27 protein-coding genes are annotated in these 26636 nt (G+C 65.3%); 12 read left to right on the forward strand and 15 right to left on the reverse strand.

Annotated features, from left to right (window positions below):
* Positions 1 to 4: 4 nt before the first annotated feature.
* Positions 5 to 559: a phosphonate metabolism protein/1,5-bisphosphokinase (PRPP-forming) PhnN gene (gene phnN, locus AC3FKH_RS10700; RefSeq protein ID WP_488675634.1), complete on the forward strand. Its 555-nt coding sequence runs from the start codon at positions 5 to 7 to the stop codon at positions 557 to 559.
* Positions 560 to 577: 18 nt separating this feature from the next.
* Here the strand turns inward: phnN and AC3FKH_RS10705 are convergent, their stop codons facing one another.
* The 5 genes from AC3FKH_RS10705 to phnC form a co-directional block, all read right to left on the reverse strand.
* Positions 578 to 1033, reverse strand: a complete 456-nt coding sequence (locus tag AC3FKH_RS10705) for a GNAT family N-acetyltransferase (protein ID WP_488675337.1) — start codon at positions 1031 to 1033, stop codon at positions 578 to 580.
* Complete coding sequence (locus tag AC3FKH_RS10710) at positions 1030 to 1566, reverse strand: phosphonate degradation HD-domain oxygenase (protein WP_488675339.1); 537 nt, start codon at positions 1564 to 1566, stop codon at positions 1030 to 1032. Before AC3FKH_RS10710 ends, AC3FKH_RS10705 begins: the two co-directional genes overlap by 4 nt.
* A gap of 36 nt (positions 1567 to 1602) precedes the next feature.
* Positions 1603 to 2415: a phosphonate ABC transporter, permease protein PhnE gene (gene phnE, locus AC3FKH_RS10715; RefSeq protein WP_488675341.1), complete on the reverse strand. Its 813-nt coding sequence runs from the start codon at positions 2413 to 2415 to the stop codon at positions 1603 to 1605.
* 79 nt (positions 2416 to 2494) lie between these two features.
* Positions 2495 to 3475: a phosphonate ABC transporter substrate-binding protein gene (gene phnD / locus AC3FKH_RS10720; RefSeq protein WP_488675343.1), complete on the reverse strand. Its 981-nt coding sequence runs from the start codon at positions 3473 to 3475 to the stop codon at positions 2495 to 2497.
* 75 nt (positions 3476 to 3550) lie between these two features.
* Positions 3551 to 4402, reverse strand: a complete 852-nt coding sequence (gene phnC, locus AC3FKH_RS10725; RefSeq protein WP_488675346.1) for a phosphonate ABC transporter ATP-binding protein — start codon at positions 4400 to 4402, stop codon at positions 3551 to 3553.
* Positions 4403 to 4565: 163 nt separating this feature from the next.
* On the opposite strand from phnC, the gene AC3FKH_RS10730 reads away from it, so the two are divergent.
* The 5 genes from AC3FKH_RS10730 to AC3FKH_RS10750 all read left to right on the forward strand — a co-directional run bounded on the left by AC3FKH_RS10730 (position 4566) and on the right by AC3FKH_RS10750 (position 8603).
* Positions 4566 to 4814 (forward strand): CDP-diacylglycerol pyrophosphatase, encoded by a 249-nt coding sequence (locus AC3FKH_RS10730; protein WP_483714314.1) that lies wholly within the window; start codon positions 4566 to 4568, stop codon positions 4812 to 4814.
* Between the two features lie 99 nt (positions 4815 to 4913).
* Positions 4914 to 5738 carry a CDP-diacylglycerol diphosphatase gene (locus AC3FKH_RS10735; protein WP_488675348.1) on the forward strand — a complete coding sequence of 275 codons (825 nt, stop codon included), beginning with the start codon at positions 4914 to 4916 and terminating at the stop codon, positions 5736 to 5738.
* 111 nt (positions 5739 to 5849) lie between these two features.
* The gene (locus tag AC3FKH_RS10740) at positions 5850 to 6161 is read left to right on the forward strand and encodes a hypothetical protein (protein ID WP_488675350.1); all 312 of its coding nucleotides are present in this window, start codon (positions 5850 to 5852) and stop codon (positions 6159 to 6161) included.
* A gap of 93 nt (positions 6162 to 6254) precedes the next feature.
* A complete protein-coding gene (locus tag AC3FKH_RS10745) occupies positions 6255 to 6932 on the forward strand; it encodes an alpha/beta hydrolase (RefSeq protein ID WP_488675352.1) in 678 nt (225 codons plus the stop codon).
* Between the two features lie 48 nt (positions 6933 to 6980).
* On the forward strand, positions 6981 to 8603 hold the full coding sequence (locus tag AC3FKH_RS10750) for an AAA family ATPase (RefSeq protein WP_488675354.1): 1623 nt from the start codon (positions 6981 to 6983) through the stop codon (positions 8601 to 8603).
* A gap of 30 nt (positions 8604 to 8633) precedes the next feature.
* Here the strand turns inward: AC3FKH_RS10750 and AC3FKH_RS10755 are convergent, their stop codons facing one another.
* Complete coding sequence (locus AC3FKH_RS10755) at positions 8634 to 8912, reverse strand: hypothetical protein (protein ID WP_488675357.1); 279 nt, start codon at positions 8910 to 8912, stop codon at positions 8634 to 8636.
* A gap of 131 nt (positions 8913 to 9043) precedes the next feature.
* Between AC3FKH_RS10755 and AC3FKH_RS10760 the strand changes: the two genes are divergently transcribed.
* Together AC3FKH_RS10760 and AC3FKH_RS10765 are read left to right on the forward strand one after the other, a co-directional pair.
* On the forward strand, positions 9044 to 10912 hold the full coding sequence (locus AC3FKH_RS10760; RefSeq protein WP_488675359.1) for a RecQ family ATP-dependent DNA helicase: 1869 nt from the start codon (positions 9044 to 9046) through the stop codon (positions 10910 to 10912).
* A gap of 79 nt (positions 10913 to 10991) precedes the next feature.
* Positions 10992 to 12218: an NRAMP family divalent metal transporter gene (locus tag AC3FKH_RS10765; RefSeq protein ID WP_488675635.1), complete on the forward strand. Its 1227-nt coding sequence runs from the start codon at positions 10992 to 10994 to the stop codon at positions 12216 to 12218.
* Between the two features lie 50 nt (positions 12219 to 12268).
* Here AC3FKH_RS10765 and msrA read toward each other — a convergent pair whose 3' ends face one another.
* Together msrA and AC3FKH_RS10775 are read right to left on the reverse strand one after the other, a co-directional pair.
* On the reverse strand, positions 12269 to 12775 hold the full coding sequence (gene msrA / locus AC3FKH_RS10770; protein WP_488675361.1) for a peptide-methionine (S)-S-oxide reductase MsrA: 507 nt from the start codon (positions 12773 to 12775) through the stop codon (positions 12269 to 12271).
* A gap of 102 nt (positions 12776 to 12877) precedes the next feature.
* Complete coding sequence (locus tag AC3FKH_RS10775; protein ID WP_488675363.1) at positions 12878 to 13753, reverse strand: LysR family transcriptional regulator; 876 nt, start codon at positions 13751 to 13753, stop codon at positions 12878 to 12880.
* Between the two features lie 143 nt (positions 13754 to 13896).
* On the opposite strand from AC3FKH_RS10775, the gene AC3FKH_RS10780 reads away from it, so the two are divergent.
* A complete protein-coding gene (locus AC3FKH_RS10780) occupies positions 13897 to 14331 on the forward strand; it encodes a VOC family protein (RefSeq protein ID WP_483714326.1) in 435 nt (144 codons plus the stop codon).
* Between the two features lie 19 nt (positions 14332 to 14350).
* Here AC3FKH_RS10780 and AC3FKH_RS10785 read toward each other — a convergent pair whose 3' ends face one another.
* Positions 14351 to 15274 carry a LysR family transcriptional regulator gene (locus AC3FKH_RS10785; RefSeq protein ID WP_488675365.1) on the reverse strand — a complete coding sequence of 308 codons (924 nt, stop codon included), beginning with the start codon at positions 15272 to 15274 and terminating at the stop codon, positions 14351 to 14353.
* 129 nt (positions 15275 to 15403) lie between these two features.
* Here AC3FKH_RS10785 and AC3FKH_RS10790 point away from each other — a divergent pair, with 129 nt between their 5' ends.
* Both AC3FKH_RS10790 and AC3FKH_RS10795 read left to right on the forward strand, forming a co-directional pair.
* On the forward strand, positions 15404 to 16864 hold the full coding sequence (locus AC3FKH_RS10790) for an amidase (protein WP_488675366.1): 1461 nt from the start codon (positions 15404 to 15406) through the stop codon (positions 16862 to 16864).
* A 112-nt stretch (positions 16865 to 16976) separates the two neighbouring features.
* Positions 16977 to 17963: a Bug family tripartite tricarboxylate transporter substrate binding protein gene (locus tag AC3FKH_RS10795; RefSeq protein WP_488675367.1), complete on the forward strand. Its 987-nt coding sequence runs from the start codon at positions 16977 to 16979 to the stop codon at positions 17961 to 17963.
* 77 nt (positions 17964 to 18040) lie between these two features.
* On the opposite strand, the gene AC3FKH_RS10800 is transcribed toward AC3FKH_RS10795, so the two are convergent.
* Together AC3FKH_RS10800 and AC3FKH_RS10805 are read right to left on the reverse strand one after the other, a co-directional pair.
* Complete coding sequence (locus AC3FKH_RS10800; RefSeq protein WP_488675369.1) at positions 18041 to 18790, reverse strand: creatininase family protein; 750 nt, start codon at positions 18788 to 18790, stop codon at positions 18041 to 18043.
* A gap of 116 nt (positions 18791 to 18906) precedes the next feature.
* A complete protein-coding gene (locus tag AC3FKH_RS10805) occupies positions 18907 to 20193 on the reverse strand; it encodes an MFS transporter (RefSeq protein WP_488675371.1) in 1287 nt (428 codons plus the stop codon).
* Between the two features lie 220 nt (positions 20194 to 20413).
* On the opposite strand from AC3FKH_RS10805, the gene AC3FKH_RS10810 reads away from it, so the two are divergent.
* Positions 20414 to 21334 carry a LysR family transcriptional regulator gene (locus AC3FKH_RS10810; protein WP_488675373.1) on the forward strand — a complete coding sequence of 307 codons (921 nt, stop codon included), beginning with the start codon at positions 20414 to 20416 and terminating at the stop codon, positions 21332 to 21334.
* A gap of 68 nt (positions 21335 to 21402) precedes the next feature.
* On the opposite strand, the gene AC3FKH_RS10815 is transcribed toward AC3FKH_RS10810, so the two are convergent.
* The 4 genes from AC3FKH_RS10815 to AC3FKH_RS10830 form a co-directional block, all read right to left on the reverse strand.
* Positions 21403 to 22173, reverse strand: a complete 771-nt coding sequence (locus tag AC3FKH_RS10815; RefSeq protein ID WP_488675375.1) for a ferredoxin--NADP reductase — start codon at positions 22171 to 22173, stop codon at positions 21403 to 21405.
* Positions 22174 to 22318: 145 nt separating this feature from the next.
* A complete protein-coding gene (gene aspA, locus AC3FKH_RS10820; protein WP_488675376.1) occupies positions 22319 to 23746 on the reverse strand; it encodes an aspartate ammonia-lyase in 1428 nt (475 codons plus the stop codon).
* 322 nt (positions 23747 to 24068) lie between these two features.
* Positions 24069 to 25283: a monovalent cation:proton antiporter-2 (CPA2) family protein gene (locus AC3FKH_RS10825; RefSeq protein ID WP_488675378.1), complete on the reverse strand. Its 1215-nt coding sequence runs from the start codon at positions 25281 to 25283 to the stop codon at positions 24069 to 24071.
* 106 nt (positions 25284 to 25389) lie between these two features.
* On the reverse strand, positions 25390 to 26634 hold the full coding sequence (locus tag AC3FKH_RS10830) for a complex I 51 kDa subunit family protein (protein ID WP_488675380.1): 1245 nt from the start codon (positions 26632 to 26634) through the stop codon (positions 25390 to 25392).
* Positions 26635 to 26636 lie beyond the last annotated feature (2 nt).

A 26636-nucleotide genomic window follows, 5' to 3' on the forward strand; every position in this document is an offset into this window, starting at 1 on the left:
ACCCATGCGCATCGATGGCAACGGTCTTTTCTACGTGATGGGACCTTCAGGCAGCGGCAAGGATTCGCTGCTGCGCGCGCTGCATTCGCGGCTGGGGCCGGAAGACCGCGTGGTCGTGGCCCATCGCTACATCACGCGTGATGCGGACGCCAACGAGGCCTCCGTCTCCCTGACCACTGGCGAGTTTGAGCGCCGGGCCGGCCTGGGCTGCCTGGCGTTGCACTGGCGCAGCCATGGCCTGCACTACGGCATCGGCGTGGAGATCGAGCCGTGGCTGGCGCGCGGCCTGAAGGTCATCGTCAACGGCTCGCGCGAGTACCTGCCGCATGCGGTGGCGCGCTATCCGGCGCTATGCGCCGTCCATGTCCGCGTCAAGCCGGAAGTGCTGGCGGCACGCCTGCGCCAGCGCGGCCGGGAATCGGAAGAGGCGATCGCGCGGCGACTGGCACGCGCGACGGAAGACTTTGCCGTGCCGGCGCAATGCCGGCTGGTGGAGATTGACAATAGCGGCGCACTGGCCGACTCGACGGAAGCCTTCGCGCGCCTGGTCGGGGTCTGACTGCGTAGCCGCCAGCGCCTATAGCGCCGTACTGAAGCTGATGCCGTGCTCGGTGAACCCGAGCCCCCGATAGAACGCATGGGCGCGCAGGCGGCGCGCGCTCGAGGAGAGGGCCAGCTTGCACGCCCCGCCTTCACGCGCCAGCCGCATGGCTTCAAGCATCATGGCCTTGCCGACGCCCGTGCCGCGCATGGCGGGGGCGACCACCACGCCTTCGACGATGGCTTCCGGACGTCCGTCGTGGACCATGACCGGAAACAGCAGCAGGCTGAAGGTGCCCGCCGGCACGCCATTCGCATCGACCATGAGGTAGCAGCGATAGGACGGGAACGCCCGCATCGCCGCGAAGCGCTCGCGCAGGGTGGCGAGCGGCAGTTCCGGCTCGTTGTCCATGGTCGCGAGCAGGGCGGCAAGCTGCTGAAGCTCTTCGTCGCTGCCCCGCACCTCGCGCAGCGTCATCGCCGGATCGCTCATGCCGCGGCGCGCGTGCAGCGTGCGGCCATGTCGAGGTAGTGGGCGAGCGAAGGCGTGGGCAAGTCCACCACCTTGGCCAGGTCGTCGTAGCGGCGCAGCCGCACCGCTGCGTCGGCATGCGGGCCCGCGGCGAACGTGGCGGCCTGGGTCGCGTCGTACGGGCCGCCCTGCAGGGCCAGGCTGTGGACCGACGCCGGCGACAGCGTGCCGAAGTAGCCCGCATCCACCGTGCACAGGTAGCGCTTGGCGGCGACGTGCAAGCGGATCGGCTCGGTGACGGCCGCGTCAAAGAGTCCGGCCAGCGCGTCGGCGGCGGCTTCCTGGTGCCGCATGTCGGTGGTGCTGCTTTCGGCCAGCATGAGGTGGCCGACGTCGTGCAGCAGCGCGGCGACGATCAGCGCTTCCGGTTCGCCGGCCTGTTCGGCCAGTTGCGCGCATTGCAGCGCGTGGGCGGTCTGGCTGATGGCCTCGCCGCCGTAGTAGGCGGTGCCGTGGCTGGCAAACAGGGATTCGATGCGGGGCAGGGTCAGCATGGCATTCTGCAAGAGGTGGGACTTGAGTTCGTGAGGTCAGACCAGCACTTTGCGGATCTGCGCCGAGACCACGTCGATCGCGATCACGAACACAATGATAATGATCATCACGGCACACGTCTGCCCGTACTGGAAACTGCGGATGATTTCCCACAGCACGGTCCCGATCCCGCCGGCGCCGACGATGCCCACCACCGAAGCCGAACGCACGTTCGACTCGAAGCGGTACAGCGCGAACGACAGCCACAGCGGCAGCACCTGCGGAATCACGCCATAGACGATCTCTTCGAGCGGCCCCGCACCGGTGGCGCGCACGCCTTCGACCGGGCGCGGATCAATGGCCTCGACGGCCTCGGCGAAAAGCTTGGCCAGTACGCCGGTGGTGTGGATCCAAAGCGCCAGCACGCCGGCGAAAGGACCCAGGCCAACGGCCACGATGAACAGCATGGCGAAGACCATCTCGTTGATGGCGCGGCACGCGTCCATGAGGCGGCGCGCCGGCTGGTAGACCCATGCCGGCACGATATTGGCCGAGCACAGCAGGCCGAACGGCACGGCCATGAAGACGGCGATGGCCGTGCCCCACACGGCGATCTGCACGGTCACGAGCATTTCGTCCAGGTAGTGGCGCCAGTCGCGGAAATCAGGCGGGAAGAAGTCGGCGGCAAACTTTGCCATGTTGCCGGAATCGCGCAATAGGTCCAGCGGACGCATGTCGGCGCCGTTCCACGACAGGACCAGCATGGCCAGCACGATCGCCCAGATCAGCATCACGGAAAGCGGCGTGCGCGGCGGCCGGGCCTGGCTGTTTGGGGAGGGCGGCCGGGCGCGCTGGGTGGTGGCGGTCATGGGGACAATCCAATGTGGCAAGAAGACGAGACAAGATGCGGCGGCTGGCGGCATGTGCGCGCGCCAGCCGCCAGGGTGGTTACTGCGTGCTGACAGCCTTGTCGAGTTCGGCCAGGCGGCGCGATACGTCGGCAAGCTGCTTCTGCTTGTCGGCGCCGGCCAGCGTGGTGTCGGTCTCGATGCGCGCCTTCTCCTTGGCCAGTTCGATCTGGCGGATCGGCACCAGTTGCGCGTCGCTGGAAGGACGGAAGCCCTGGTAGGTCAGCGTGGCCAGCACCTGCTTCTCGCGTGCGGCATCGGCACCCTTGCCGTAGTTGACGAAGAAGGTCTGGATCTTCTTCTTCATGTCGGCCGGCAGGTCCTTGCGGTAGACCAGCGGATCCGCCGGGATCAGCGGGGACTTCCACAACACACGCACCTGGTCATACGGGTTCTTGCCCGTGTTGATGCGGTAGCGCTCGAAGTTCTCGGTGTTGTTGACGGCCACGTCGACCTGCTTGTTCAGCACCGACAGCAGATTGGTTTCGTGGTTGCTGATGCGCACGGCCTTGAACAGCGTCTTCGGCTCGACCTTGTTGGCGGCCCAAAGGTAGTAACCCGGCACGGCCGTGCCCGAGGTCGAGTTCGGGTCGCCGGCACCATAGCTCAGTTCCTTGCCGCGCTTGATGACGTCTTCGACGCTCTTGAGGTCGCTGTCCTTGTTGACGATCAGCAGCGACCAGTAGCCCGGGTTGCCGTCCTTGTCGATCACCGAGGCGAAGACTTCGCCGTTGGCGCGGTCCACGGCTTCCATGGCGGACTTGTTGCCGAACCATGCGATCTGCACCTTGTTGAAGCGCATGCCTTCGATGATGCCGGCGTAGTCCGAGGCAAAGAACGGCTTGATGGTGACGCCCAGCGACTTGCTGAGGTCATCGATCAGCGGCTGCCAGGCCGACTTCAGGTTCGACGACGACTCCGTCGAGATAAAGCCAATGTTCAGCGTCTTGGCGTCCTGCGCAAAAGCGGGCATGGCGACCACGCCCGATGCCACCACGGCGAGAAAAGTTCTGCGAAGCATGGGATGACTCCGTTTGGAATTCGATGTGGAGAACGTCCTGGGGACGTCTGAAAAAAGAGCGACGCGCGACCGCTTTCAGGCCGTCGCGAGATTCATGGGTGCCAGCACGGGCGCGGCAACGGCTACGCTTTCCGGCTCGCGGTCCAGGGTGTCGTGCAGCAGTTCTTCCGCCTCGGTACCGTACAGTTCGCGCAGCATGTGGGGCGTCAGCGCGGCGGACGGGCCGTCGTAGACGACCTTGCCATGGCGCAGCGCGACCACGCGCGGGCAGTAGCGCATGGCCACGTCGACCTGGTGCAGCGATACCACCACGGCAACCTGGCGCGTGCGGTTGATCTGCGACAGCAACGACATCACGCGGCGCGACGATTCCGGGTCCAGCGAGGCGATCGGCTCGTCGGCCAGGATCACGCGGGCGTTCTGCACCAGCGTGCGGGCGATGGCGGCGCGCTGCTGCTGGCCGCCCGACAGCGTCGAGGCCCGTTGGAACGCATAGTCGTCTATACCAACCTGGGCAAGCGCATCGAGGCCCGCCTGGATCTCGTCGGCCTTGAACAGGCGCAACAGGCTGCGCCACTTCGGCAGGCGCGAGAGCATGCCGACCAGCACATTGGTCATGACCGGCAAGCGCCCGACCAGGTTGAACTGCTGAAACACAAAACCGATTTCCGAGCGAACGCTGCGTACGTTGCGCGCGAGGCGTCCGTGGCTCTGGACGGTGCGGCCGTTCACGAGGATCTCGCCGCAGCGCGCATCGCTGGTAACAAAGCCGGCGATGTGTCGCAGCAGCGTAGACTTGCCGGAGCCCGAAGCGCCCAGCAGTGCGACCATTTCGCCGGGCGCGACGTGCAGCGTGACATCGTCAAGCGCCTTGCGGTCTGCGCGGAACGACTTGGTCAGGCCGCGCACTTCGATGGCATGCATCATCTGACTCCCTTGCTTGAATGACGTGCGCATTCTGGCTGCCAGCCATGACAGAACGATGACGAATGACAGGGCTGCCGCAAGGAAAGGGAGAGAAAACGTGTAGTTGAATTTCGTCACGCAACGGTCATAATCGCTTTACAGAATCCTCCTCAATCGGGCTTCGATGCAATCGCTGATGCGCGTGACGATTCGTATGATTACGGTACCGGGCACTCCCGGACAGGCAGCCCTTCACAGGGCGGCTGTTTATCCGACGTCGGAAGACGGCGCGGACCCGCTGATGGTGAGCGACTGGAGCCAGCGCGAACCTGAAGTCTTCCTCGCTGCCCAAACGTGGGCGCGAAGCCGCGCATTCATCATCTCCAATCCGCGCAGTGGCTCGTTCTATGGCGGCCGATACGGGCGCTACTAGCCGTTAGCGCACGGGTCCTGCTGGCGCCTCCTGGTCATGGTGCCGTCACCGCATGATGCTATTCATGCTGCATGCCGTTGCCATGCGATGATTGCCGCCATGCCTGCATTGCCTCCCGAACCGAAGCGCGACTCCCGTCGTCCGTGGCTGCGCCGCGGCATGGCCGGGGCCGCATGGATTGCGCTTTCCACGCTCGCGCTGACCGCCCAATGCCGCCAGGAAGACCTGTGGCTGCCGGGCATGACGCGGGACAGCCTGTGGAAACACGTGCAGCAACGCTGCCTGATGCCGGAACGGGAGCGACATGCCGACTGCGCCGTGGTTGACCGCGAACGCGGTCTGGTGCTCTATAAGGACGCCATCGGCCCCAGCCATTACCTTGTGATCCCGGACCATAGGGTGACAGGCGTGGACGATCCGAAGCTGTGGGACGATGACAAGGCCCAGAACCAGTGGGCGTTCGGCTGGGAAGCGCGCGATATCGTCAGCCAGGCCATCGGCCAGCCCGTTCCCGACAACCTGGTCGGCCTGGCGGTGAACTCCCGCGCATCGCGCAGCCAGGACCAGCTTCACATCCATCTCGACTGCATCAGCGAGGCCGCGCGCGCGTTTGTTGCCGAGAACGCAGCTAAAGCCAGCGAAGGCTGGGGCGATTTCCGCTTCCAGGGCAAGCCGGTGCGTGCCGTGCTGATCCCGTCATCCGACCACACGCTGCGCATCAATGCCTTCGACGCGGTCCGGTCGAGCCTTGGCGAGCCGGCACGCATCGCGGACCGCGGGGTATTCGTCAGCTATGTGCCGGGGCGCGAAGGCCCGTCCGGCTTCCTGGTGGTGGATCAGCCCGTCGACGGTGCATCCGGCAGCACCGGCCATGCCAGCGATTTCCTGGATCGTGCGTGCCGCCTCGGCCGGACACCGCAGTGATGTCAGACATTGGGATGGTGTCCGGTCAAATCCTGCCGAAAAAGGGCCGCGACCCCGGCGCCTTTGTCCTACGCTGGTGAGCATCTCGTCCCGAGAAACCGCGGGGATTTCATGGCGACACCATCACAATTCATCCAGTGCTACGCCCATGCGCCGGAGTCCGCGCCGGGTGCCTGGCACTGGAACTGCCCGATCTGCGTCGGCCGCTTCTGCGCCGGGGCCACGCATGCGGTGCGCCGTGGCGTCAGCTTCGCGCTGTATTGCCACCACCACGAACGGCTCCTGCTGGCGCGCCCGATGCCCGGTGACCAGATCGAACTGAGCCTGACCGGGCCCTTGCCCGAAAGCGCGGCCATCGAAGCGGTGGCAGCGGCCAACGCCGACGGCCAGCGCGTCGTTTATCAGCAAGATCGCACGCATTGATGGCGCCACCGGGCAACTGACTCCAAAGGTCGCCTTGCGCACAATATGGTGATATATTACATATCACCATATGATCCTTGCCCGGTTTCCGCCATGTTCGATCCTTCGTTGCTTGGCCGGATGGCCTTTACGCACGCCAGTCCGTCGGACCTGCCATTGCCGCCGGGCCGCCATCGACTTGGCGTCGCCGGCGAACGTGACGCCGTCCTGTACGTGCCCGAAGGCATCCAGGCGGATGCGCCGGTGCCGCTGTGGATCATGTTCCACGGTGCGGGCGGGTTTCCGGAGAAGGTGCTGCCGTTTATCGAACCCCATGCGGATGCGCACAGATTCCTCATCCTCGCGCCGCATTCGACCTTTCCCACGTGGGACATCGTGATTGGCGGCAACGGTCCCGACCTGCAGCAACTGCATCACGCACTGGCGGCGGTCGGGGCGCGTTACCCGATCCGTCGCGACCGGCTCGCGTTTGCCGGTTTTTCGGATGGAGCGAGCTACGCGCTCTCGATCGGCATTACCAATGGCGATATCGCCAGCCACGTGATCGCCTTTTCGGGCGGTTTCATGTCCGTGTTCATGCAGGAGGGCACGCCCAGGGTCTTCATCGCGCATGGATTGAGCGACGAGCAATTGCCGGTGCAGACCAGCGGACGGACCCATGCCACCAGGCTGAAGGCGGCCGGCTACGATGTCGAATATGTCGAGTTCGACGGCCCGCATGCCATCCAGCCGGCCGTGGTCGGCGAGGCCATCCGCTTCTTCCTGGCATAGCGCACCGTTGCGTGGCCCGGGGGGTACGACGCTAACGGAGCGCAACCCATGAACTTCGAAATCCCGCAGTCCCTGATCCATCCGCTGCTCGCAATGATCGAGGCCGAATCGCCACTGGCGCGGCAACTCAGGGAGCACGGGCTCTGCCACGGCAACATGCTGGTGTCGGCGCGCCTGTTCGATGCACAGTCGCTGAGTTCGCTCTACACACTGAGCAAGGCGCAGAACGAGCGTGAATTGCTGTTCCAGATGCTGGCGCTCGACAACATCTACAACGCGCCGCAGGCGCGCACCATACCGGGCCTGGAGATGCTGGTGGCGGGGCTGGTCGCCTATCTGTCGCGCGATGCCATCGATGGGTGGCTGTACCAGCGCGGCCGCGATGGCGTGCTGCTGCCGTGGCTGGTCGTGCGTATCCGCCATGTGGAGCCGGAGCAGGGCATGCCATATGTCGCCATCGACATGCTGGCAAACACCATGCAGTCCGCCAACTCGACACTTACCGATCCGACCCGCCGCAGAGGGGGCATGACGACATCGATCGTCATCACGCGCGACGAGATCGTCGACCGCACCATCCCCGAATTGCTGGCCGACTTCGGCTTCTTCAAGGAATGCGCGGAATTCCGGCAGGAGTACGAGCTGCACGCGCAGCGCTTCGTGCGCTACCAGCGCCGCTTTGGCGCGCAGTTCATCGCGACGGGCGCCGCCTTCACCGTCGAGGGCAAGGGCAACGTCGCGCTGGCGCGCCTTGGCGACGGCGTGGCCGCACGCTGCATCAATGACGAGGAACGGCTCGAACGCCGTTTCGAAGTGGCCTGTGATGCCGAGTTCTGGCGCAGGGCCGGCGTCCCCAGCGGCTTCGAGAAAGTGCCGCTGCACGGCTACGTCAACCTGTTCCACCTGGAGTGGCACCAGAACGTCTGGGTGCATGTCCAGCACCTGACCGAATACCGCTACCGGCCCGAACTGCGCGACAAGCTGGTGCTGCCGGATCACCATCGCGACCTGATCGATATCCTGACCTCGCACATGGACGTGCTGGTGCAGGACTTCGTGCCCGGCAAGTCGGGCGGCACGACCATCCTCTGCCAGGGAGCGCCCGGACTCGGCAAGACACTGACTGCGGAGGTGTATGCGGAAGTCGTCGGCAAGCCGCTGTATCGCGTGCATTCGGGGCAGCTCGGCACGACCGCGGCTTCGGTGGGCGCATCGCTCATGGAAATCCTGCGCCGTGCCATGCGCTGGAATGCGGTGCTGCTGCTCGACGAGGCCGATGTCTATATCCGCCGCCGCGACAACGACCTGGAGCACAACGCCATCGTCGCGGAATTCCTGCGCACGCTGGAATATTTCAGCGGCCTGCTGTTCATGACCACGAACCGTACCGGCGATGTCGACGACGCCATCCTGTCGCGCTGCATCGCCACGATCCACTACGAGACCCCGGGCCGGGACGATGCGGCACGCCTGTGGCGCCTGCAGGCCGAGCAGTGCGGCGCGGCACTGTGCGATGCACTGGTGGAGGCCCTGACCGCTGCCTATCCGAACGCGAGCGGACGCGACATCAAGGAACTGATGAAACTCGCGACGCGCTACGTCAAGGCAAAGCAGATCGCGCTGACCGAAGACGTGTTCCGGCTCTGCGCGCAGTTCCGCGCGATTGAGTAGCCGGGCCGGACAATCGCGTGGCCAGGCTCATTACGCCGCGACGGGGGCAATGGGGACCGTCGCGGATTCGAGCAAGGACGGGTCAGGGAGATCAGGGGCAGGTTGCGCCGGCGCAGCGCGCCTGTCGACGACGCTTTCCAGTCCGCTTGAGGCGACATCCTCCATGAAGGCGACGATATCGCGGTAGTAAGCCGCCTGCATCTGCGCATTGAGCAGGCGGCGCTCCGACTGGAACAGGGTGAGGCGCATCTGCTGCAGTTCCTTCGCGGCGACCTTTTCCGGACTGGCTGGATGAAATACTGAACGCACGATCTCGTCTCCAGTTTTTTCGTTGTGCGGTGATGCGTGCGCGTATATCCGTGCTGTGGAAAAGTGATTCGCGCAAGCCTCCCAGGAAAATCAGGCTAGTGAAATTCCCGGCAAATTGAAATGGTCGCGGGATGTTCGTAATCCGCGCATTGCAGACAGCCCGAACGGCTCTGCTGGCTCGGAAATGTAAGTTCGGGCCAGAACGGACAAAAAAGGGTGCCTTCCAACGCTGCGCGCCATGGTCCGCCCGAGTCCCTGCAAGGGACGCAAGCCAATGCACCAGCGGCACGGATATTGCTGGCTCAGGGAGATACTTTCTTCCGACGCCCATGCCGCAGACGTTGCCGCGCGCCCTGATGCAGATCCTGCGTGACCGCTTTGGCGTAACGCACCTGCGTCCCGGGCAGGCCGACGTCCTTGCCAGTGTGCTGCAGGGCCACGACACGATCGCCATCATGCCGACCGGCAGCGGTAAGTCTCTGTGTTTCCAGTTGCCTGCGCTGTTGCAGCAAGGACTCACCGTGGTCGTTTCACCGCTCATTGCATTGATGCAGGACCAGGCAGGCAAGCTGGATCGCCTGGATCTGCCGCCCGCGGTAGTCAACAGTGCCGTCGGGGATGCCGCGCTGGACAGCCTCGCTCGAGGGGGCGAGCGCATCTTGCTGACGACGCCGGAGCAACTCGAGGACAGGGCGGTCATGGAAGCCGTGCGCCGCAACGACGTCCGCTTGTTCGTGGTGGATGAAGCGCATTGCATCTCGCAATGGGGACACGATTTTCGAACGGCTTATCTTGGGCTGGGCGATGCCGCCATGGCATTGTCGCGACCGACCATCCTGGCGCTTACCGCCACGGCGACAGACGCCGTCGTCAAGGACATCGCCACCCACCTGCGCATGCGCAAGCCCTGCATCGTGCGAGCGCCGCTGTTCCGGCCAAACCTCGTCTATTCGGTCGAGCATGTGTCCGGAGAGTCCGAGCGGCTGGAGGCCGTACTGCGACAGGTAGCGGCCGGACGCGGCGCGGGCATTGTCTACACCGCCACCGTCGCGCTGGCGGAGCAACTTTACGGCGACCTGCAGCAGGCAGGGAAAAGCGTGGCGCTCTATCATGGCCGTCGCACGGCCGCCCAGCGCCGCGAGGCACAGCAGGCGTTCATGGCGGGGCGCGCGGACGTGATGGTCGCGACCAACGCCTTCGGCATGGGCATCGACAAACCCGACGTGCGTTTCATCGTCCATGCGCAGTGTCCGGGTAGCCTCGATGCCTATTACCAGGAGTCCGGGAGAGCCGGTCGCGACGGCCGGACCGCGCGCTGTACGCTGGTTTTCGACGAGAAGGACAAGCGCATCCACCATTTCTTCCTGGCAAACCGCTATCCGGCGGCCTCCGACCTGCGGCAAATGGCAACGGCCTTGCGGGGCACTCCCATGGCCCTGCCGGCAATGCGGACCGCGCTGCCGCAGATTGGCGCCCGCCGGTTGCAGGCGGGCATGAGAATGCTGGCGGACTTCGGCATCGTGAAGCGTGGCCGCGACGGTCGGTTCTCCTTGCGCGACGGCCAGGCCGGGGACATCGAGAACATCGCCGCGCGCTACCTCGCGCGCAGCCGCGAAGACCGCGAGACGCTGCAGGCCATGCTCGACTATGCGCATAGCGGACGTTGTCGCTGGAAGCTGCTGCTGGAGTACTACGACGAAACCGAAGGGCCCGAGCGCTGCGGCACCTGCGATAGTTGCCGGCGCCTCGCAGAGGCCACGGCGCATCAGAGCAACGTTGATCAGGCGGTGTTGCCCAGCACGACGGCCCCATTCGCCGAGGGCGACGAGGTGCGCGCCCGGCGCTTCGGTGCGGGCACGGTGGTCGCCGTGTCCGCGGAGTGGGTGGAAGTACGCTTTCCCGATGACGGCGTGCGCCGCTTCCTGCCGCGGTATCTGCGTCGTGCGGGCCAGCGCCGTGGCACGGCGAGCGTTGCCAACCGGGGAGCCGATCGTGGATAAGCCCGACACAGGCGTGGTTGCCGAAGCAGGGGCCGCAGCCGGAACAAAACCCGACGGCAACGTACCCTGGTACAAGCTCATGGGGCCGGGCCTGGTGACCGGCGCGGCTGACGATGATCCCAGCGGCATCGTTACCTATGCCCAGGCCGGCGCGCAGTTCGGCAATGGCTTGCTCTGGAGCGTGCTGTTGACGCTCCCGCTGATGATCGCCATACAACTGGTCTGCGCCAGGCTGGGCCGCATTTCCGGGCGGGGCGTCGTAGCCAATATTCGCCGCCATCAGTCGCGACCGCTCGCGTACGGCTTCGTGGTCTTGCTGGTCGTTGCCAACACGCTCAATGTCGGCGCGGACCTGGCGGCCATGGGCGACGCCCTGGCGCTGGTGGCGGGCGGCTCGCGCTGGCTCTACACGGTGGTCTTCGCAGCGGTGTCCCTGGGTCTGCAACTGTTCGTCCCGTACCGGAAGTACGCGAACTATCTCCGATGGCTCAGTCTCTCGCTGCTGGTGTACGTCGCAGCGATGTTCCTGCTCCACATTGACTGGCGCGAAGCCGCCCTGGCAGCGGTGTGGCCGCGCTTCGAGTTCTCCGGCAGTTATTTGGCTATAGTCGTTGCCGTGCTGGGCACCACCATCAGCCCCTATCTGTTCGTCTGGCAGGCCGCCTGCGAAGTCGAGGAGATAGGGATGGATGGTGCCGCGTTGCCGCTTCAAGATGCGCCCGAGCAGGCCAGCGAGCAGTTCCGTCGCATCAACGTGGACACCGTCGCGGGCATGGTCGTGTCCGCGGCCATCGCGCTTTGCATCATGATCACCGCTTCCTATGCCCTGCATCAGGCCGGCGTCCTGGACATCGACAGTTCGGCAGCCGCGGCGAAGGCGCTGGAGCCGGTAGCCGGAAAGTGGGCAGTGCTGCTGTTCAGCCTGGGCATTATCGGCACCGGCCTGCTTGCCGTCCCCGTCCTGGCCGGATCCGTCGGCTATGCGGCCGCCGAGGCGCTGCGCTGGCGACGCAGCCTGGAAGAGAAGCCGCTATCGGCCAGGAGTTTCTACGCGGTGATCGCCATCACGATGCTCATCGGCACCACGCTGTGCTGGTTGCCCATCGAGCCCGCGAAAATGCTGGTGTGGAGTGCGGTCCTGAACGGTGTCGCCGCGGCGCCCGCCATGGTAATTCTTCAGCTGATGTCTCGACGCAAGGCTGTCGTGGGAGAGTTCCGCACGCCGGCACTGGTGAACTCCCTCGCGTGGCTCGCGACGGCGCTGATGTGGGCTTCACTGCTGGTGAGCGTGGTGGTTGCCCTTTGAGCCAGCGCGACGCGCGCTTGAAGGTCGCGCCGCGCAGGACCATGGTGGCGTCAGCCGCGCTTGGGAAGCTTCCAGCCGGGCCGGATGAAATGGCAGGTGTAGCCGTTGGGATAACGCTCCAGATAGTCCTGGTGTTCCGGCTCGGCTTCCCAGAACGGGCCCGCGGGCGCGACCTCGGTCACGACCTTGCCGGGCCACAGTCCGGACGCATCGACATCGGCAATCGTGTCTTCCGCCACCCGTTTCTGGGCCTCGTCGCGATAGAAGATGGCGGACCGGTAGCTCGTGCCGATGTCATTGCCCTGGCGGTTCTTCGTGGTCGGATCGTGGATCTGGAAGAAGAACTCCAGGATCTGGCGATAGCTGATCTGCTCGGGGTCGAAGGCGATCTCGATGGCTTCCGCGTGGGTGCCGTGGTGACGGTAGGTGGCGTTCGGCACGTCGCCGCCGGTGTAGCCCACGCGCGTGGCGAGTATGCCCGGATACCGCCGCAGCAGGTCTTGCATGCCCCAGAAGCAGCCGCCTGCCAGGATGGCGATTTCGGATTGTGTGGTCATGGTTGGGTCCTTTGATTCGGTTGCGTTGCCCGCACGCGCCAGGTCATTCCCCGGTCGGGCTTGCGCAGAGGGTTCTATTCTGGCGGTAGCCGGACAGTAACGCTATCCGGGCAGTGCCCGCGCGGCTTCGGCAATGCGCTCCGCGAGCCGGCTGGCGACGGGCTGGCGGCTGTGCGGCGCCCGCTCGACCAGGCCGACCTCGCGATAGAACGTATCCGCACCCAGCGGCAGCGCCACGACGCCCGGCGGCCATGGCGCCGTGGCATACGTGCGCGGGGACAGCCCCACGCCCAGCCCGCGCGCCACGAGTTGCACGATACCTTCCAGTTCGTCGAGTTCGACCGCTTCCTGCACCACCACGCGCTGCTGGCGCAGGAACTGGTCGACCAGCCGGCCCCCGAACGATCCGCGGTCGTAGCGGATGAACGGCGCCGACTGGATGGCGTCGCGCCAGTCGCAGTGGGCCATGGCCGGCGGCACCAGCAGCTCGAACGGCTCGCGCAGCAACGGGCGCCAGTCCAGTTCTGCCGGCAGCGCATAGGGCGGCCGGATCAGCACCGCGATATCGATGTCGCCGGCATCGACCTGGCCCAGCAGGCTCAGCGAGACGCCCGGCACCATGCGCACGCGGCACCCCGGCAGTTCGGCCCGGAAGCGGGCGATGGCATCGGGCAGGAAAGTCACCTGCGCCGACGCAATGGCGCCGATGCGCACCATGCCGCCTTGCGCATCGGGTCCCTGGTGGCCGATCCGTTCATACAGCGCGACCAGTTCCTCGGCGAGTCCGAGCGTGTCCCGGCCCGCGGCATTGAGGCGGGCCGAGCGCCCGGTGCGGTCGAACAGCGGAAAACCCAATTCCTCTTCCAGCCGGTGGATCTGCGCGCTGACCGCCGATTGGGTCAGCCCGATCCGTGCGCCAGCGCCGGCAAAGGTGCCGTGCCGGGCGACGGCGATAAATGTGCGTAGTTCTCGCAGCATGCCGATTGATCAATTTCGATGTGGCTCAGCGTGAAAATATATCGCTTTTCATCATCATTCGTCATGCATAGACTTGTGCTCTGCGCCGGCCCGGCCTGGGCCAGCCTCCTTCCAACGTTTCCATCGTCGAGAGCCCCCGAACCATGAGCGCCACCACTGCCGTCATTCCCCCGTTCCACCTGGCCTTCCCGGTCCACGACCTTGCCAGCGCGCGCGAGTTCTACGGCGCCTTGCTCGGCTGCCCCGAAGGCCGCAGTTCGGACGCGTGGATCGACTTCAACTTCTACGGCCACCAGATCGTGGCGCACCTGTCGCCCGAGGAATGCGGGCACCATGGCACCAGTGCCGTGGACGGCCACGCCGTGCCCGTGCGCCATTTCGGCGCCGTGCTGTCGATGGAAGCCTGGCAAGCCGCGGCGGACCGTCTTGCCGCGGCCGGCGTGAAATTCGTCATCGAACCGCATATCCGCTTCAAGGGCGAGGTCGGCGAGCAGGCCACCATGTTCTTCCTGGACCCGTCAGGCAACGCGCTGGAGCTGAAGGCGTTTGCCGACATGTCCTCGCTGTTCGCGAAGTAAGCCGGCCGCGCGGGCGCACTCAGGCGGCGAGGACGGCTTCCTCCACCAGCCGGTCACGCACGAAGCCGAGGAAAGCCCGTACGCCATCGGGCAAGGTCCGCCCGGCCAGGGACTGCAGTTCAATTGCGCGGCTTTTCATGCCGCGTTCGCGGATCGTCGCGGCGTGCAGTTCGCCGCGGCGCAGGCGGTCGCCCACCGTCACCCCGCCCGAAATCGACAGCCCGCCGCCGTGCAGCACGAAGCTGGTCAGGGTCTCGAACTGGTTGCTCACCAGCACCGGCTCGAAGGCGATGCCGCGTTCGCCGCAGGCAATGTCGAAGAGCTGGCGCACGGTGTTGTCGCCTTCCGGCAGCGCCAGCGGATACGGCTGCATTTGCGCCAGCGTGAGGCTTCGAAACCGCGCCAGCGGATGGTCGGGCCGCATGATGGCAATCACCGGCGCCGCCTGGCGGTGTTCGACCCGGATCCCTTGCTCGGCGGCCCGGCTGTACGTAATGCCGATATCCGCGTCGCCATGCAGCACGATGCCCGTGACCTCCGCCGGCGGGGCCACGCGCACATGGAAGTGCAAGCCCGGATAGCGCTCGCGGAAGTCGGCAATGGCGCGCGGCAGGAACTCGATCGCGAATCCCGCGGAACTGGCCACCCGCACGCGCCCGCGCCGCAGGCCCTGCAGCGCGGCGATCTCCGTCACCACCCGATCGGCCTCCAGCGCATTGCGCAGCGCATAGGCGGCCAGCAACTCGCCTGCGGCGCTGGCCACCATGCCGCGCGGACGGCGCTCGAACAGGGGCACGCCCAGCAAGGCTTCCATGGCCGCCACCTGGCGGCTCACCGCGGACACGGTGACGTTGAGCCGGTGCGCCGCGTCGGTCAGCGAACCGGTGCGGACGACTTCCAGGAAATAGCGCAGCGAGGTGTCCTGCAGGCGGTGCGAGAGCATCGGTGATGTTTGGGGCAGGTTGCTGGGTTTGCGTTTTATGCAAGGGTATTTGAAAAAATCGTCGATTGTGGGAAACCCACGCCGCCCCTATGCTCTTTCCTGACACAAGGACAGAGGAGACAGGCTTCCATGAACGCGATTCCCGGCACCCCGCCCGATTCCATCGTCGAACTCGACGCCGTTGCCCTGTCACGGGCCATCCAGGCGCGCGAGGTGTCGTGCGTGGAGGTGCTCGATGCGTACCTGGCGCAGATCGACCGCCACAATCCGCGCGTCAACGCCATCGTCGCGCCGGTGGACCGGGACACGCTGCGCAAGCAGGCGGCAGGACTCGACGACGAACTCGCCCGGGGCGCCGGCCGCGGCCCGTTGCACGGCTTCCCGCAGGCGCCCAAGGACATCTCGCCGGCCGCCGGCATGGTCACCACCAAGGGGTCGCCGATCTTCGCGGGGCAGGTCACCCAGACCGACGCCGTGATTTTCGAGCGCATGCGCGCCGGCGGCGCGCTGTTCGTCGGCCGCACCAATTCGCCCGAGTTCGGGCTGGGCGGCCATACGTACAACCCTGTCTATGGCACCACCCGCAACGCATGGGAGCCGGCGCGCTCGGCCGGCGGCAGCAGCGGCGGTGCGGCCGTCGCGGTGGCGCTGCGCATGCTGCCGGTGGCCGATGGCTCGGACATGATGGGATCGCTGCGCACGCCGGCGGCGTTCAACCATGTCTATGGCCTGCGCACCTCGTTCGGCTGCGTGCCGCACGGACCGGCCGACGAGGTCTTCTTCCAGCAATTCAGCGTGGCGGGGCCGATGGCGCGCAATGTGCCGGACCTGGCGCTGCTGCTGTCGGTGCAGGCGGGGTTCGACGCGCGCCTGCCGCTGACGCGCCGCGCCGAGGCCCCCGGCAGTTTCGTCCTGCCGCCGGAGAGAGAGTGGACGGGCGTGCGCATCGGCTGGCTCGGCGACCTTGGCGGCCATTTGCCAACCGAAGCCGGCTTGCTCGACACGTGCGTCATGGCGCTTGGTCACCTGCGTGCGCTGGGCTGCACGGTCGACGCTGCGCTGCCGGACTTCGACCTGGAGCGCCTCTGGCAGGCGTGGATCGACCTGCGCAGCTTTTCCGTGGCGGGCGCCAACCACGCGCTCTACCGTGATCCCGCCAGGCGCGCCCAGCTCAAGCCGGAGGCCGTCTGGGAAATCGAACGCGGGCTGGCGCTGCCCGGTCCGCGCGTGTATGAGGCCATGAGCGAGCGCAGCGCGTGGTACCAGGCATTGCGCTCGCTGTTCGAGCGCTTCGACTACCTGGTCATGCCGGCCGCGCAGGTCTTCCCGTTCGACGCCGAGCTGGACTGGCCGCACGCCATCGACGGCCGCGACATGGACACCTATCACCGGTGGATGCAGGCCGTGGTGCCGGCGACCATGGCGGGACTGCCGGCCCTGGCGGCGCCAGCGGGTTTCAGCCGCCAGGGGCTGCCTGCCGGCATCCAGATCATCGGACCTGCGCAGACCGACGCCGCGGTGCTGCAGCTCGGCCATGCCTATGACCAGGCGAGCGGCTTCTCCAGCCTGCGCAGCCCGTTGCTGGGGTAGGCCTCAAGGCGTCAAGTTTGTCGAGCGGGTGGGCCACCGCCAACCGCATTGCTTCGCTTTCTTCCGATTTCCCCCGCTTTCCCCCCAAAAAACTGCAGGCAGGAGTTGAACGATGACCGCAACGCCCACGAAGCTGTTCCTTGCATGCGCCGGCCTGGCCGCCGCGCTGGCCACGACGCCGGCCGCGGCGCAGGGGGCCCACTGGCCCGAGCATCCGATCCGGCTCGTGGTGCCTTTTGCGGCCGGCGGCGCGACCGACGTGCTGGGCCGCTTGCTGGCGGTCGGCCTGAGCGAGAAGCTTGGGCAATCCGTGGTGGTGGAAAACAAGCCAGGGGCCAGCACGGTGATCGGTGCCACGCAAGTCGCGAAGGCCACGCCGGACGGTTACACGCTGCTGCTCGCCGCGAGCACCACGCTGACACTGAACCCGGCGATCCGGCACAACCTGGCGTACGACCCGGTCAAGAGCTTTGCGCCGCTGGGACTGGTCGCGGACATGAGCCTGGTACTGGTGGCCAACCCCGGTATCCCCGTCAATTCGCTGAAGGATCTCGTGACCCAGGCGAAGGCGAATCCCGACAAGTTTTCCTATGGCTCCTTCGGCGCGGGTTCGTCGGTCCATTTCGGCGGGGAGATGCTGAAGGCAGCCACCGGCACGCGCATGGTCCATGTCCCGTTCAATGGCAGCGCACCCAGCCTGACCGCGCTGGCCGGCGGCCAGGTGCAGGTCGCGGTGGACACCGTGGTGGCCAGCCTGCCGCTGATCAAGGGCGGCAAGATCAAGCCGCTGGCGGTGCTGTCGGCGCAGCGGCTGCCGGCGTTGCCGCAAGTGCCCACGGTGGCGGAAAGCGGCTACCCGGGCTTCCAGATGGGCACGTGGTTTGCCTTGATGGCACCGGCCGGGCTGCCTGCACCGGTGCAGCAGAAGCTGGAGAAGGCGTTGGAGGAGGTCGCCAATGCGCCGGCGACCCGGACGCGGATGGTCGAACTGGGGCTGACACCGGCTTATGGCAATGGCGCGGCGGTCAAGGCGCGGGTCGAGAAGGAATTGCCGGAAATGCGCGCCGTGGCGGCGCGCGCGGACATCCGGGCGGAGTAGGGGAGCAGGGGGGCGAGGCATTGCGGATCTGCTAGCCAGTGGATTTTCTCACCCCTCGGCAGTCGTCACGGACGCCATCAGGCCGGAATGGGCTCCCTGCCGAAGCTTTCCAGTTCTCGCGCCAGGCTTTGCGCGGCCAGCATGACGAGTGCCTCGCCTTTCTCCGGAGTGGCCTGTCCCGGGTCGGAGCCGATGCGGCCGTCGGGGTAGCGCGCGCGGAAGTCGAGTGCGTCGCGGATCGGGCCTGACGGGGCGATTCGTGGCGCGTAGTCGGCGTGCTTGATGGCTTCGGGGAAGGCCCATTGCGTAATGGCGATTTCCGAGGGGGTGGCGTGCGACCCATGGCCGCTCGGAAACTGCTCGCGCGCCAGGTCGCCCACGCCATCCAGGTCCCACCAGTTGCAGAGCTTCAGGGCGAAACCCGCGCGTCGCCGGCCAAAGCTTGCCTCGGCGTAGATCTCGGAGAACGCGGCTTCGATCGAGGCGATATTGCCGCCGTGCCCGTTGAGAAACAGGATCTTCTCGAAGCCATGGCCCACCAGCGAGCGTGTCCAGTCACCGATCGCGGCAATAAAGGTGGACGGGCGCAGGCTGATGGTGCCCGGAAAGCCCAGGTGATGCTGGGCCATGCCGATATTGAACGTCGGCCCGACCAGGATGTCGGCCGCCTTTTCGGCTTCTCGGGCAATGATCTCCGGGCACAGCCAGTCAGTCCCGAGCAGGCCGGTGGGCCCATGCTGCTCGTTGGAACCGATCGGGATGACGATGGTGCGGCTACGCTGCAGGAACCGCTCGATTTCAGACCAGGTCGACAGATGTAAAAGCATGTTGTGACTCCTTCCTTGCCCGCTCCAACAGAGTCGGACAGTTTGACATGGCAGCGCACCCTGGCGACCCGGTTTCCCGGTTGAACGGCAGCCAGCGCGCGCTGCTTCCAGGTTGATTACCGCTTTGCGGGCAGCTTGTTCGCCAGAATGATCAGCGCCGCGGCCAATGGCAGGAAGGCAAGCACGAGCAAGCCGGCGTGCAGGGTGCCGGTGGCCGTCTTGGCCCACCCGATGATGGCCGGGCCCCAGAAGCCGCCCGACAATCCGATCGTGTTGATCAGCGCGATGCCACCGGCTGCCGCCGGGCCCTTGATGTACTCGGCGGGCATGGCCCAGAACACGGTGTAGGCCATCCACAGGCACATCGTGGCGAGGGTGAGCAAGACCAGCGAGACGGCGAGACTCCCACCGGCCAGTGTCGATGCGCCCAGCAACAGCCCGGCCGCCATGGCGGGTACCGCGCAGTGGATGCGTCGCTCGCCTACCCGGTCGGACCTGCGCCCCATGAAATACATGCCAAACGCGGCGGCGACGTAGGGGATGGCCGAGTACCAGCCAAGCTGCACCGTGTCGGACACGCCGAGCACCTTGATCAGGCTCGGGAGCCAGAAGCTGATGGCATAGATCGCGGCAATCAGGCAGAAGTAGGCCAGTGCCAGCACATAGACGCGCGCGTCCCGGGCCACGGCCCTGAAGGCGTGCTTGTGGCCGACAGGAACCCCCAGTTTGGCTTCGAGCAGGCGCTGTTCCTGCGTGGTCAGCCAGGTGGCGTCCGCCGGGCGGTTTGGCACGAACCGGAGCGACAGAATGCCGAGCAGGATGCAGGGCAGGCCCTCGATGAGGAACATCCACTGCCAGCCGGCCAGGCCGGCGGTGCCGGCGAGCGTCGTCATCAGCCACGCCGAGGCCGGGCCGCCGATGATGCCACCGATCGGCCCCGCCAGGAAGACAATGGCGATGGCCCGGGCCATGCGTTGCGGACCATACCAGCAGGACAGGTAGTAGATCATCCCCGGGGCGAAGCCCGCCTCGAAGATGCCCAGCAGGAAGCGCATGGCATAGAACATCGGCACATTGCGCACGAACAGCATGCAGGCGGAGGTGATGCCCCACAGCACCAGGATGCGGCTGAACGTCTTGCGTGCGCCAATGCGAGGCAGCATCAGGTTGCTCGGTATTTCGAACAGCACATAGCCGATGAAGAAGATGCCCGCGCCGACGCCGTACGCCGCATCGGAGAAGCCAAGATCGCTCTGCATCTGCAGTTTGGCAAAGCCCACGTTGACCCGGTCAAGGTAGGCGAACAGGTAGCAGATCAGCAGGAAGGGAAGCAGCCGCCAGTTGATCTTGCTGTAAAGCGCGGTCGCGCTGTCAACGGCGCTTGCGGTCGGGTTTGCAAACATGCCTGTCTCCTTGGTATCGCCTGTGAATGGCGTCTTCTGGAAACGGATCGTGACAGCGCGGAGTGTTCCGGCAAACAGCAACTGTGTTCACAGGTTGTTGCCTTTTGAGCAACGCAGGTGGCTGGCACGTCGCAAGACGGCAAGCCATGGTGCGCGCAAGCCGCGTGGTTCGGGTAAGGTGAGTGTTCCCGACACACATCGGTCCTGCGGACATTGCAGAATGCGTGAGATCAATCAGCAGCGCTTGCGGTATTTCCGGGAGGTGCTGGTACACGGGACCATCCGTGGGGCGGCGGACAGCCTCAACACCTCGCCGTCCGTCATCACGCGCCAGATCCGGCTATTGGAAGAAGAGCTAGGGGCGATGCTGTTCGAGCGCGAGCCGCGGGGACTGCGTCCGACGGCTGCGGCCGCGCACCTGATCGAGTTCTGGCGCGGCTACCGATCGCACCAGGAGAAGCTCGAAGACGAGTTGCACGCGCTGCAGGGGCTGCGGCAAGGCGAGGTTCACCTGGCGATGAGCGAGGGCTATGTGGATCCGCTGGTCAATGAAGTCCTGGCGCCGTTCTGCGCGCAATATCCCGAGCTCGACATCCGGCTGGATATCCTCCCGGTGGATGACGTGCTGGACGAAGTCGCGGAAAGCCGCGCGCACATCGGCCTGGCCTACAATCCGCCGCCGCATCCGCGCATCGCGTATCGGGCGAGCGCATTGCAGCCCGTGGTGCTGCTGCTGCGTCGCGACCATCCGCTGGCCTTGCGGGGCGGCCCGGCCAGCATTGGGGACCTGCAGTCCTATCCGCTGGCGATGATGCCGCCGTCGTTCGGCGTCGGGCACGCACTGCAGATGCTGGAGTTTGCCGAGAACATCCGGATTCGCCCGACGCTGGTGAGCAATTCCCTCACCGCGCTCAAGCAGTTCGTCGCCTACGAGAACTTCATGACGCTGATCGGCGAGTTCGCCGCGTATCGGGAGATCGCGGCCGGCACCCTCGCTGTGGTGCCGCTTGACCATCCGCTTTTCCAGGGAACCCAGGCGCGGTTGCTGGTCAAGGCCGGTCGCCCTTTGCCGGCGGCGGCGCTGGCGCTGCTGGACCATATCTCGCAGCGAATGACGATGTTTTCCGGCGAAAGAGAATGAACGGGATTCCGCCGGACGTCTTTCTCGCCGGCGATCTCCCATGCTTTCGACACCGACAAGCCTGAAGCCTACCCAACAAAGGCCTTTTCCAGCACGAAATGGCCCGGGTGGTTCATGTTGCCTTCCACGAAACCGCGCGCTTCGAGCAGGACGCGAATCTCCTTGAGCATGTCCGGGCTGCCGCACAGCATGACGCGATCGCGTTCGGTCGAAAAGGGCCCGACCTCCAGCCGGTCGAACAGCTCGCCGGTCTCGATCAGTTCGGTAATCCGGCCGCGGGTGTGGAAATCCTCGCGGGTGACGGTCGGGAAATAGACCAGCTTCTCGCGTACCAGTTCACCGAGGTATTCGTGCTGCGGCAGGTGCTCTGAAATCAGTTCCTGATAGGCCAGCTCTTCCACATACCGGCAGGTATGGGTCAACACGATCTTGTCGTAGCGCTCGTACACCTCCGGGTCGCGGATGATCGAGAGAAACGGAGCCAGGCCAGTGCCGGTGGCGAGCAACCATAGCGTCTTGCCTGGCAACAGATTGTCGACCAGCAAGGTGCCGGTCGGCTTTTTGCCGACGAAAACCGGGTCGCCGACTTTCAGGTGCTGCAAGCGGGACGTCAACGGACCGCCCGGAACCTTGATGCTGAAGAACTCCAGCGTCTCTTCGTAATTGGCGCTGGCAATACTGTAGGCGCGCAACAAGGGGCGGCCATTGACTTCCAGGCCGACCATGGCGAACTGGCCATTCTCGAAGCGAAAACCGGGATCGCGGGTGCAGGTAAAGCTGAACAGCGTGTCTGTCCAGTGGTGAACGGTAAGTACCGATTGCTGGTTGAGGTTGCTCATGAGGAAGTCAAGCCGGGTGCGGGGACTGCGGAATGTTAACGCGAATCCGGGGAGGGCGCAGAAGCCGGGAACAGAGGAGGGGGGGCTTATACGCCTACCGGCGTCGTCTATGTGGGAAACGCTCCGGCTGCCGCGGTGATCGTGCTCAATGCAATTTACCGTGCAAGTCCAGCGGCACCGGTTGCGTCAGCGTCTCGGGCCGCAGGATCCGGTCGAGTTCTTCCTTCGACAGCAAGCCCTTGCGCAAGACAATCTCATACACGCTGCCGCCCGTGGCATGGGCTTCCTGGGCAACGGCCGTAGCATTCGCATAGCCGATGTACGGGTTGAGCGCCGTCACGACGCCGATCGAGTTCTCGACCGTGGCGCGCAGTCGGTCGGCATTCGCGGTGATGCCTTTGACACAGCGCTCGGCAAGCGTCAGGCAGCCGTTGCGCAGATGGCTGATGCTTTTGAACAGGCTGTGCGCGATGATCGGCTCGAACGCATTGAGCTGAAGCTGGCCAGCCTCGGCCGCAAAGCTGACCGTGATGTCATTGCCGATGACCTCGAAGGCGATTTGATTCACGACTTCGGGAATCACGGGATTCACCTTGCCGGGCATGATGCTGGAGCCGGCCTGCATCGGCGGCAGGTTGATCTCGCCCAGCCCCGCGCGCGGACCGCTCGACAGCAGCCGCAGGTCGTTGCACGTCTTTGAAAGCTTCACGGCAACGCGCTTCAGCACGCCGGAAAGCTGCACGAAAGCGCCGCAGTCCTGTGTCGCTTCAATGAGATTGGGCGCGGTTTCCAGAGGGATGCCCGTGATTTCGCGCAGCCGCCGCAGCACCACCGGGGCATACGAAGGATGTGCGGTGATGCCCGTGCCGATGGCCGTCGCGCCCAGGTTGATCTCGCAAATCAGCATGGCGGCTTCGCGCAGGCGGGCCTCATCCTCTCCGAGCATCACGGCGTAGGTGCTGAATTCCTGGCCCAGCGTCATCGGCACGGCATCCTGCAGCTGGGTGCGTCCCATCTTGATGATGTGGGCAAACTCGTCGGCCTTGGCTTCGAAGGCGCGCCGCAGCACCGCCATGGCGTCTACCAGTCCGATGATGCCAAACCACGTCGCGACCTTGAGGGCGCTGGGGTAGACATCGTTCGTGCTCTGCCCGATGTTGACGTGCTCGTTCGGGTGCAGGTGCTGGTACTCGCCACGCTGGTATCCGAGCAATTCGAGGGCGCGGTTGGCGATGACCTCGTTGGCGTTCATGTTGGTCGAGGTGCCGGCGCCGCCCTGAATCACATCGACGACGAACTGGTCATGCAGCTTTCCGCCAATCAGCTCCTGGCAGGCACCGACGATGGCATCGCAACGGGCCGTGTCGAGCAGGCCCAGCTCATGGTTGGCCTGTGCAGCGGCCTGCTTGATTGCGGCCAGCGCCTTGATCAGTTCGGGGTAGATGGAAATCGGGGTGCCTGTGATCGGAAAATTTTCTACCGCGCGCAGGGTGTGTACACCGTAGTAGGCCTGGACTGGAACCTCGCGGTCCCCCAGGAGATCATGTTCGATTCTGAAGAGTCCGGCGGTCATGGTTACGCTCCTTGCGTAGAGGCAATGCTGGGAAACACAGTCTATGGATCCGGCCACACTGGCACCACAGCCAATGCGGAGATTTCATGGATTTGTGCTGCCTCGTTTCTCGTTATGCCCAATCAGCATAAACAGGAGCAGAGCGTTACAGCGCGGCAGTGTCCGGGCGCCGAACGGTCAATCTGTCTGATGCAATGCTTATCTGCATGATCTATTTAACATAAGACGTATTATGCGTGTTAAATAAAATTTTCCACGTTGCTACAGAAATCGGCGTTATGTAACGCGTCGAGCAACCCGCACCGGCGCAAAAGCCAGCCCATCACCGCAAATCCACATCGTGCGCCTCCCCAGCCGGCTTTTCCCCAACCCGGTACGAATCGCCCTGTTTCCGGCGTGCCATACCGCGCTGGGCCATCATCAATAGCGGCGTGGCGGCCATGGATAGCGCCACCACTGCAGTGACGATGGACATCTGCTCGCTATTGACCAGTCGCGACGACTCCGCAGCGGCCATGACGACAAACGCAAATTCTCCGCCCTGCGAGATCAGGATCGCGAAATACAAGCGCTCGCGCTGCGGCACCTGGAACCGTTTTGCCAGATACAGCAAGGCCCCCAGCTTGGTGCCAACCAGCAGGAAAACCAGTACCGCGACAAGCAGCGGGTTCCTTGCCAGCACGCCAAAATCGATGGACATGCCCACGGCCATGAAGAACAAGCCGAGCAGCACGCCTTTGAATGGCGCGATATCCGTTTCGATTTCCTCGCGGCAATCGGACCCGGCCAGCAGCACACCGGCCACGAACGCGCCCAGCGACATCGACAGGTGGACATGGTGCATCAGCAGCGCAATGCCGATCACCCAGAGCAGCGCGAATACCGTCAGCGTGTCCCGGGTGCCGCTGCGCCGGATAAAAGGCAGCACATAACGCAATAGCAAACTGCCGATCACGATGACCGCGGCCAGCATGGCCAGGGCCTTGAGCGCGACACTCCAGCCGTCATTCGAGGTATTTGCGGCCGGCACGGGCGACAGCAACGGCAACAGCGCGATCATCGGGATCGCGGCGATGTCCTGGAACAGCAGGATCCCGAAGCTGGTCTGGCCAAGGCGCGTGTGCATCAGGCCCTGTTGCTCCAGAATCGCAATGACCATGGCCGTGGACGACAGCGACAGCGCAAATCCCGCGGCAATGCCGACGCGCCAGTTGACGCCGAAGCTGATGAAAGCGATCGCCAATAGTGCCGCGCACAGCGCGACCTGGATCCCGCCGTAGCCGAAGATCGACTGCCGCATCTTCCACAGCGTCCGGACATCCATCTCGATACCGATGACGAACATCATCAGCACGATGCCGAGTTCGGATACATGGAAAACCGGGTCCACCTCCGTGACCAGGCCGAGAACCGAAGGCCCGATCGCCACGCCGGCAACCAGATAGCCCAGCACGGAGCCGAACCCCAGTCTTACAGATATCGGTACCGCAACCAGGGCAGCGGCCAGGAATAGCACGGCGTCAACGAGGAGACCCATGATTCGCTTTCCCGTTCGTGTCGGATGGGCGAATTCTAGACGGTATTGCAGCGCGCCAATAGATATCGGTGGCCGCCACGGTGCGCCGGCACGCGCCTCCCTTGCCTTAAGCCATCAGCAGCGCATCGTATTCGTCCCGGAACTGATGGAGCGAACTGTCCACCACGGTCACCGCGCCGTCAATCAGGCCGCAGCGTCCGCTGCCGGGCAGGATGCGGCACAGGTTTTCCAGCGCTGCCAGGTCCGCTCGCACGCCGCGGCCGGTATCGATGCGGTTGAGCAGTCGCATCAACTGGAAGGTCCCGCCCTTGCACGGCGGGCACTGGCCGCAGGAACCCTGCGCGAAGAAGCTCACGTACTCGGCCACCTTGCGCACGATGCTGGTCCCTTCCGAGACCACGATCATGGCCCCCGTTCCCAGGCGCGAACGCCTTTGGCGGACCGAGTCGAAGTCCAGCGCCACGTCCAGGTCGCGCTTGGTCAGCAAGGTATTGGACGGGCCGCCCGTGAACACGGCCTTGAACTCCTTGCCCTGCAGCATGCCGCCGCCGTGCCGGAACACCAGGGTCTCCAGGCTGGTACCCATCGGCAGTTCGTACAGGCCGGGCCGCAGGACATCGCCCGAGAGCGAATACAGCTTGGTGCCGGCGGCATGGCCGATGCCCAGGTCCCGGTACCACTGTGCCCCGTGGCGCAGGATGCCCGGCACATGGGCCAGCGTCTCGGTGTTGTTCACGACCGTCGGCGCGCCATGCACGCCATGCTGGGCGGGAAAAGGCGGCTTGCGGCGCGGGAACGGGAAGCCGCCCTCGACACTGGCGATCACCGCGGTTTCCTCGCCGCCGATATACAGGCCCGAACTTGGCACCACGCCAAGCGATACAGCCCCGCCGACCACCCGCGCAAGTTCCGCGAACAGCGGATGCGCGTGCCATTGCCGGACCGCCTCGCGGGCCATTTCGAGCGACACCGGCTGATGCGGGTTGACGTACAGCACCACATGATTGGCGCGGGTCGCGGCCGCGGCGATCAGCGCGCCCTCGATCACCTGGTGCGGGGTGTGCTCGAGCAGGAACCGGTCCTTGAAGGTGCCCGGCTCGTCCTCGTTGCCATTGCAGATGATGTATTTGTCGCCATCCGCCACGGCGGCTACAGGCGCCCATTTGCGATGCGTGGCAAAACCCGCGCCCCCCATGCCGCGCAGGTCCGCCTGCTCGATGACGGCAAGGATGGCTCCCGGATCGCGCAGCGCTGCGGCCAGGCCTTCGCCGCCGCCGCGCGCAAGCCACGCCCCCAGGTCCGCGCCGACCCGGATGTCCTCGTTGAGCAGTACCTGATTCAAGCTATCCATCG

This window comes from Cupriavidus sp. 21MJTG02-4 (assembly GCF_057798975.1).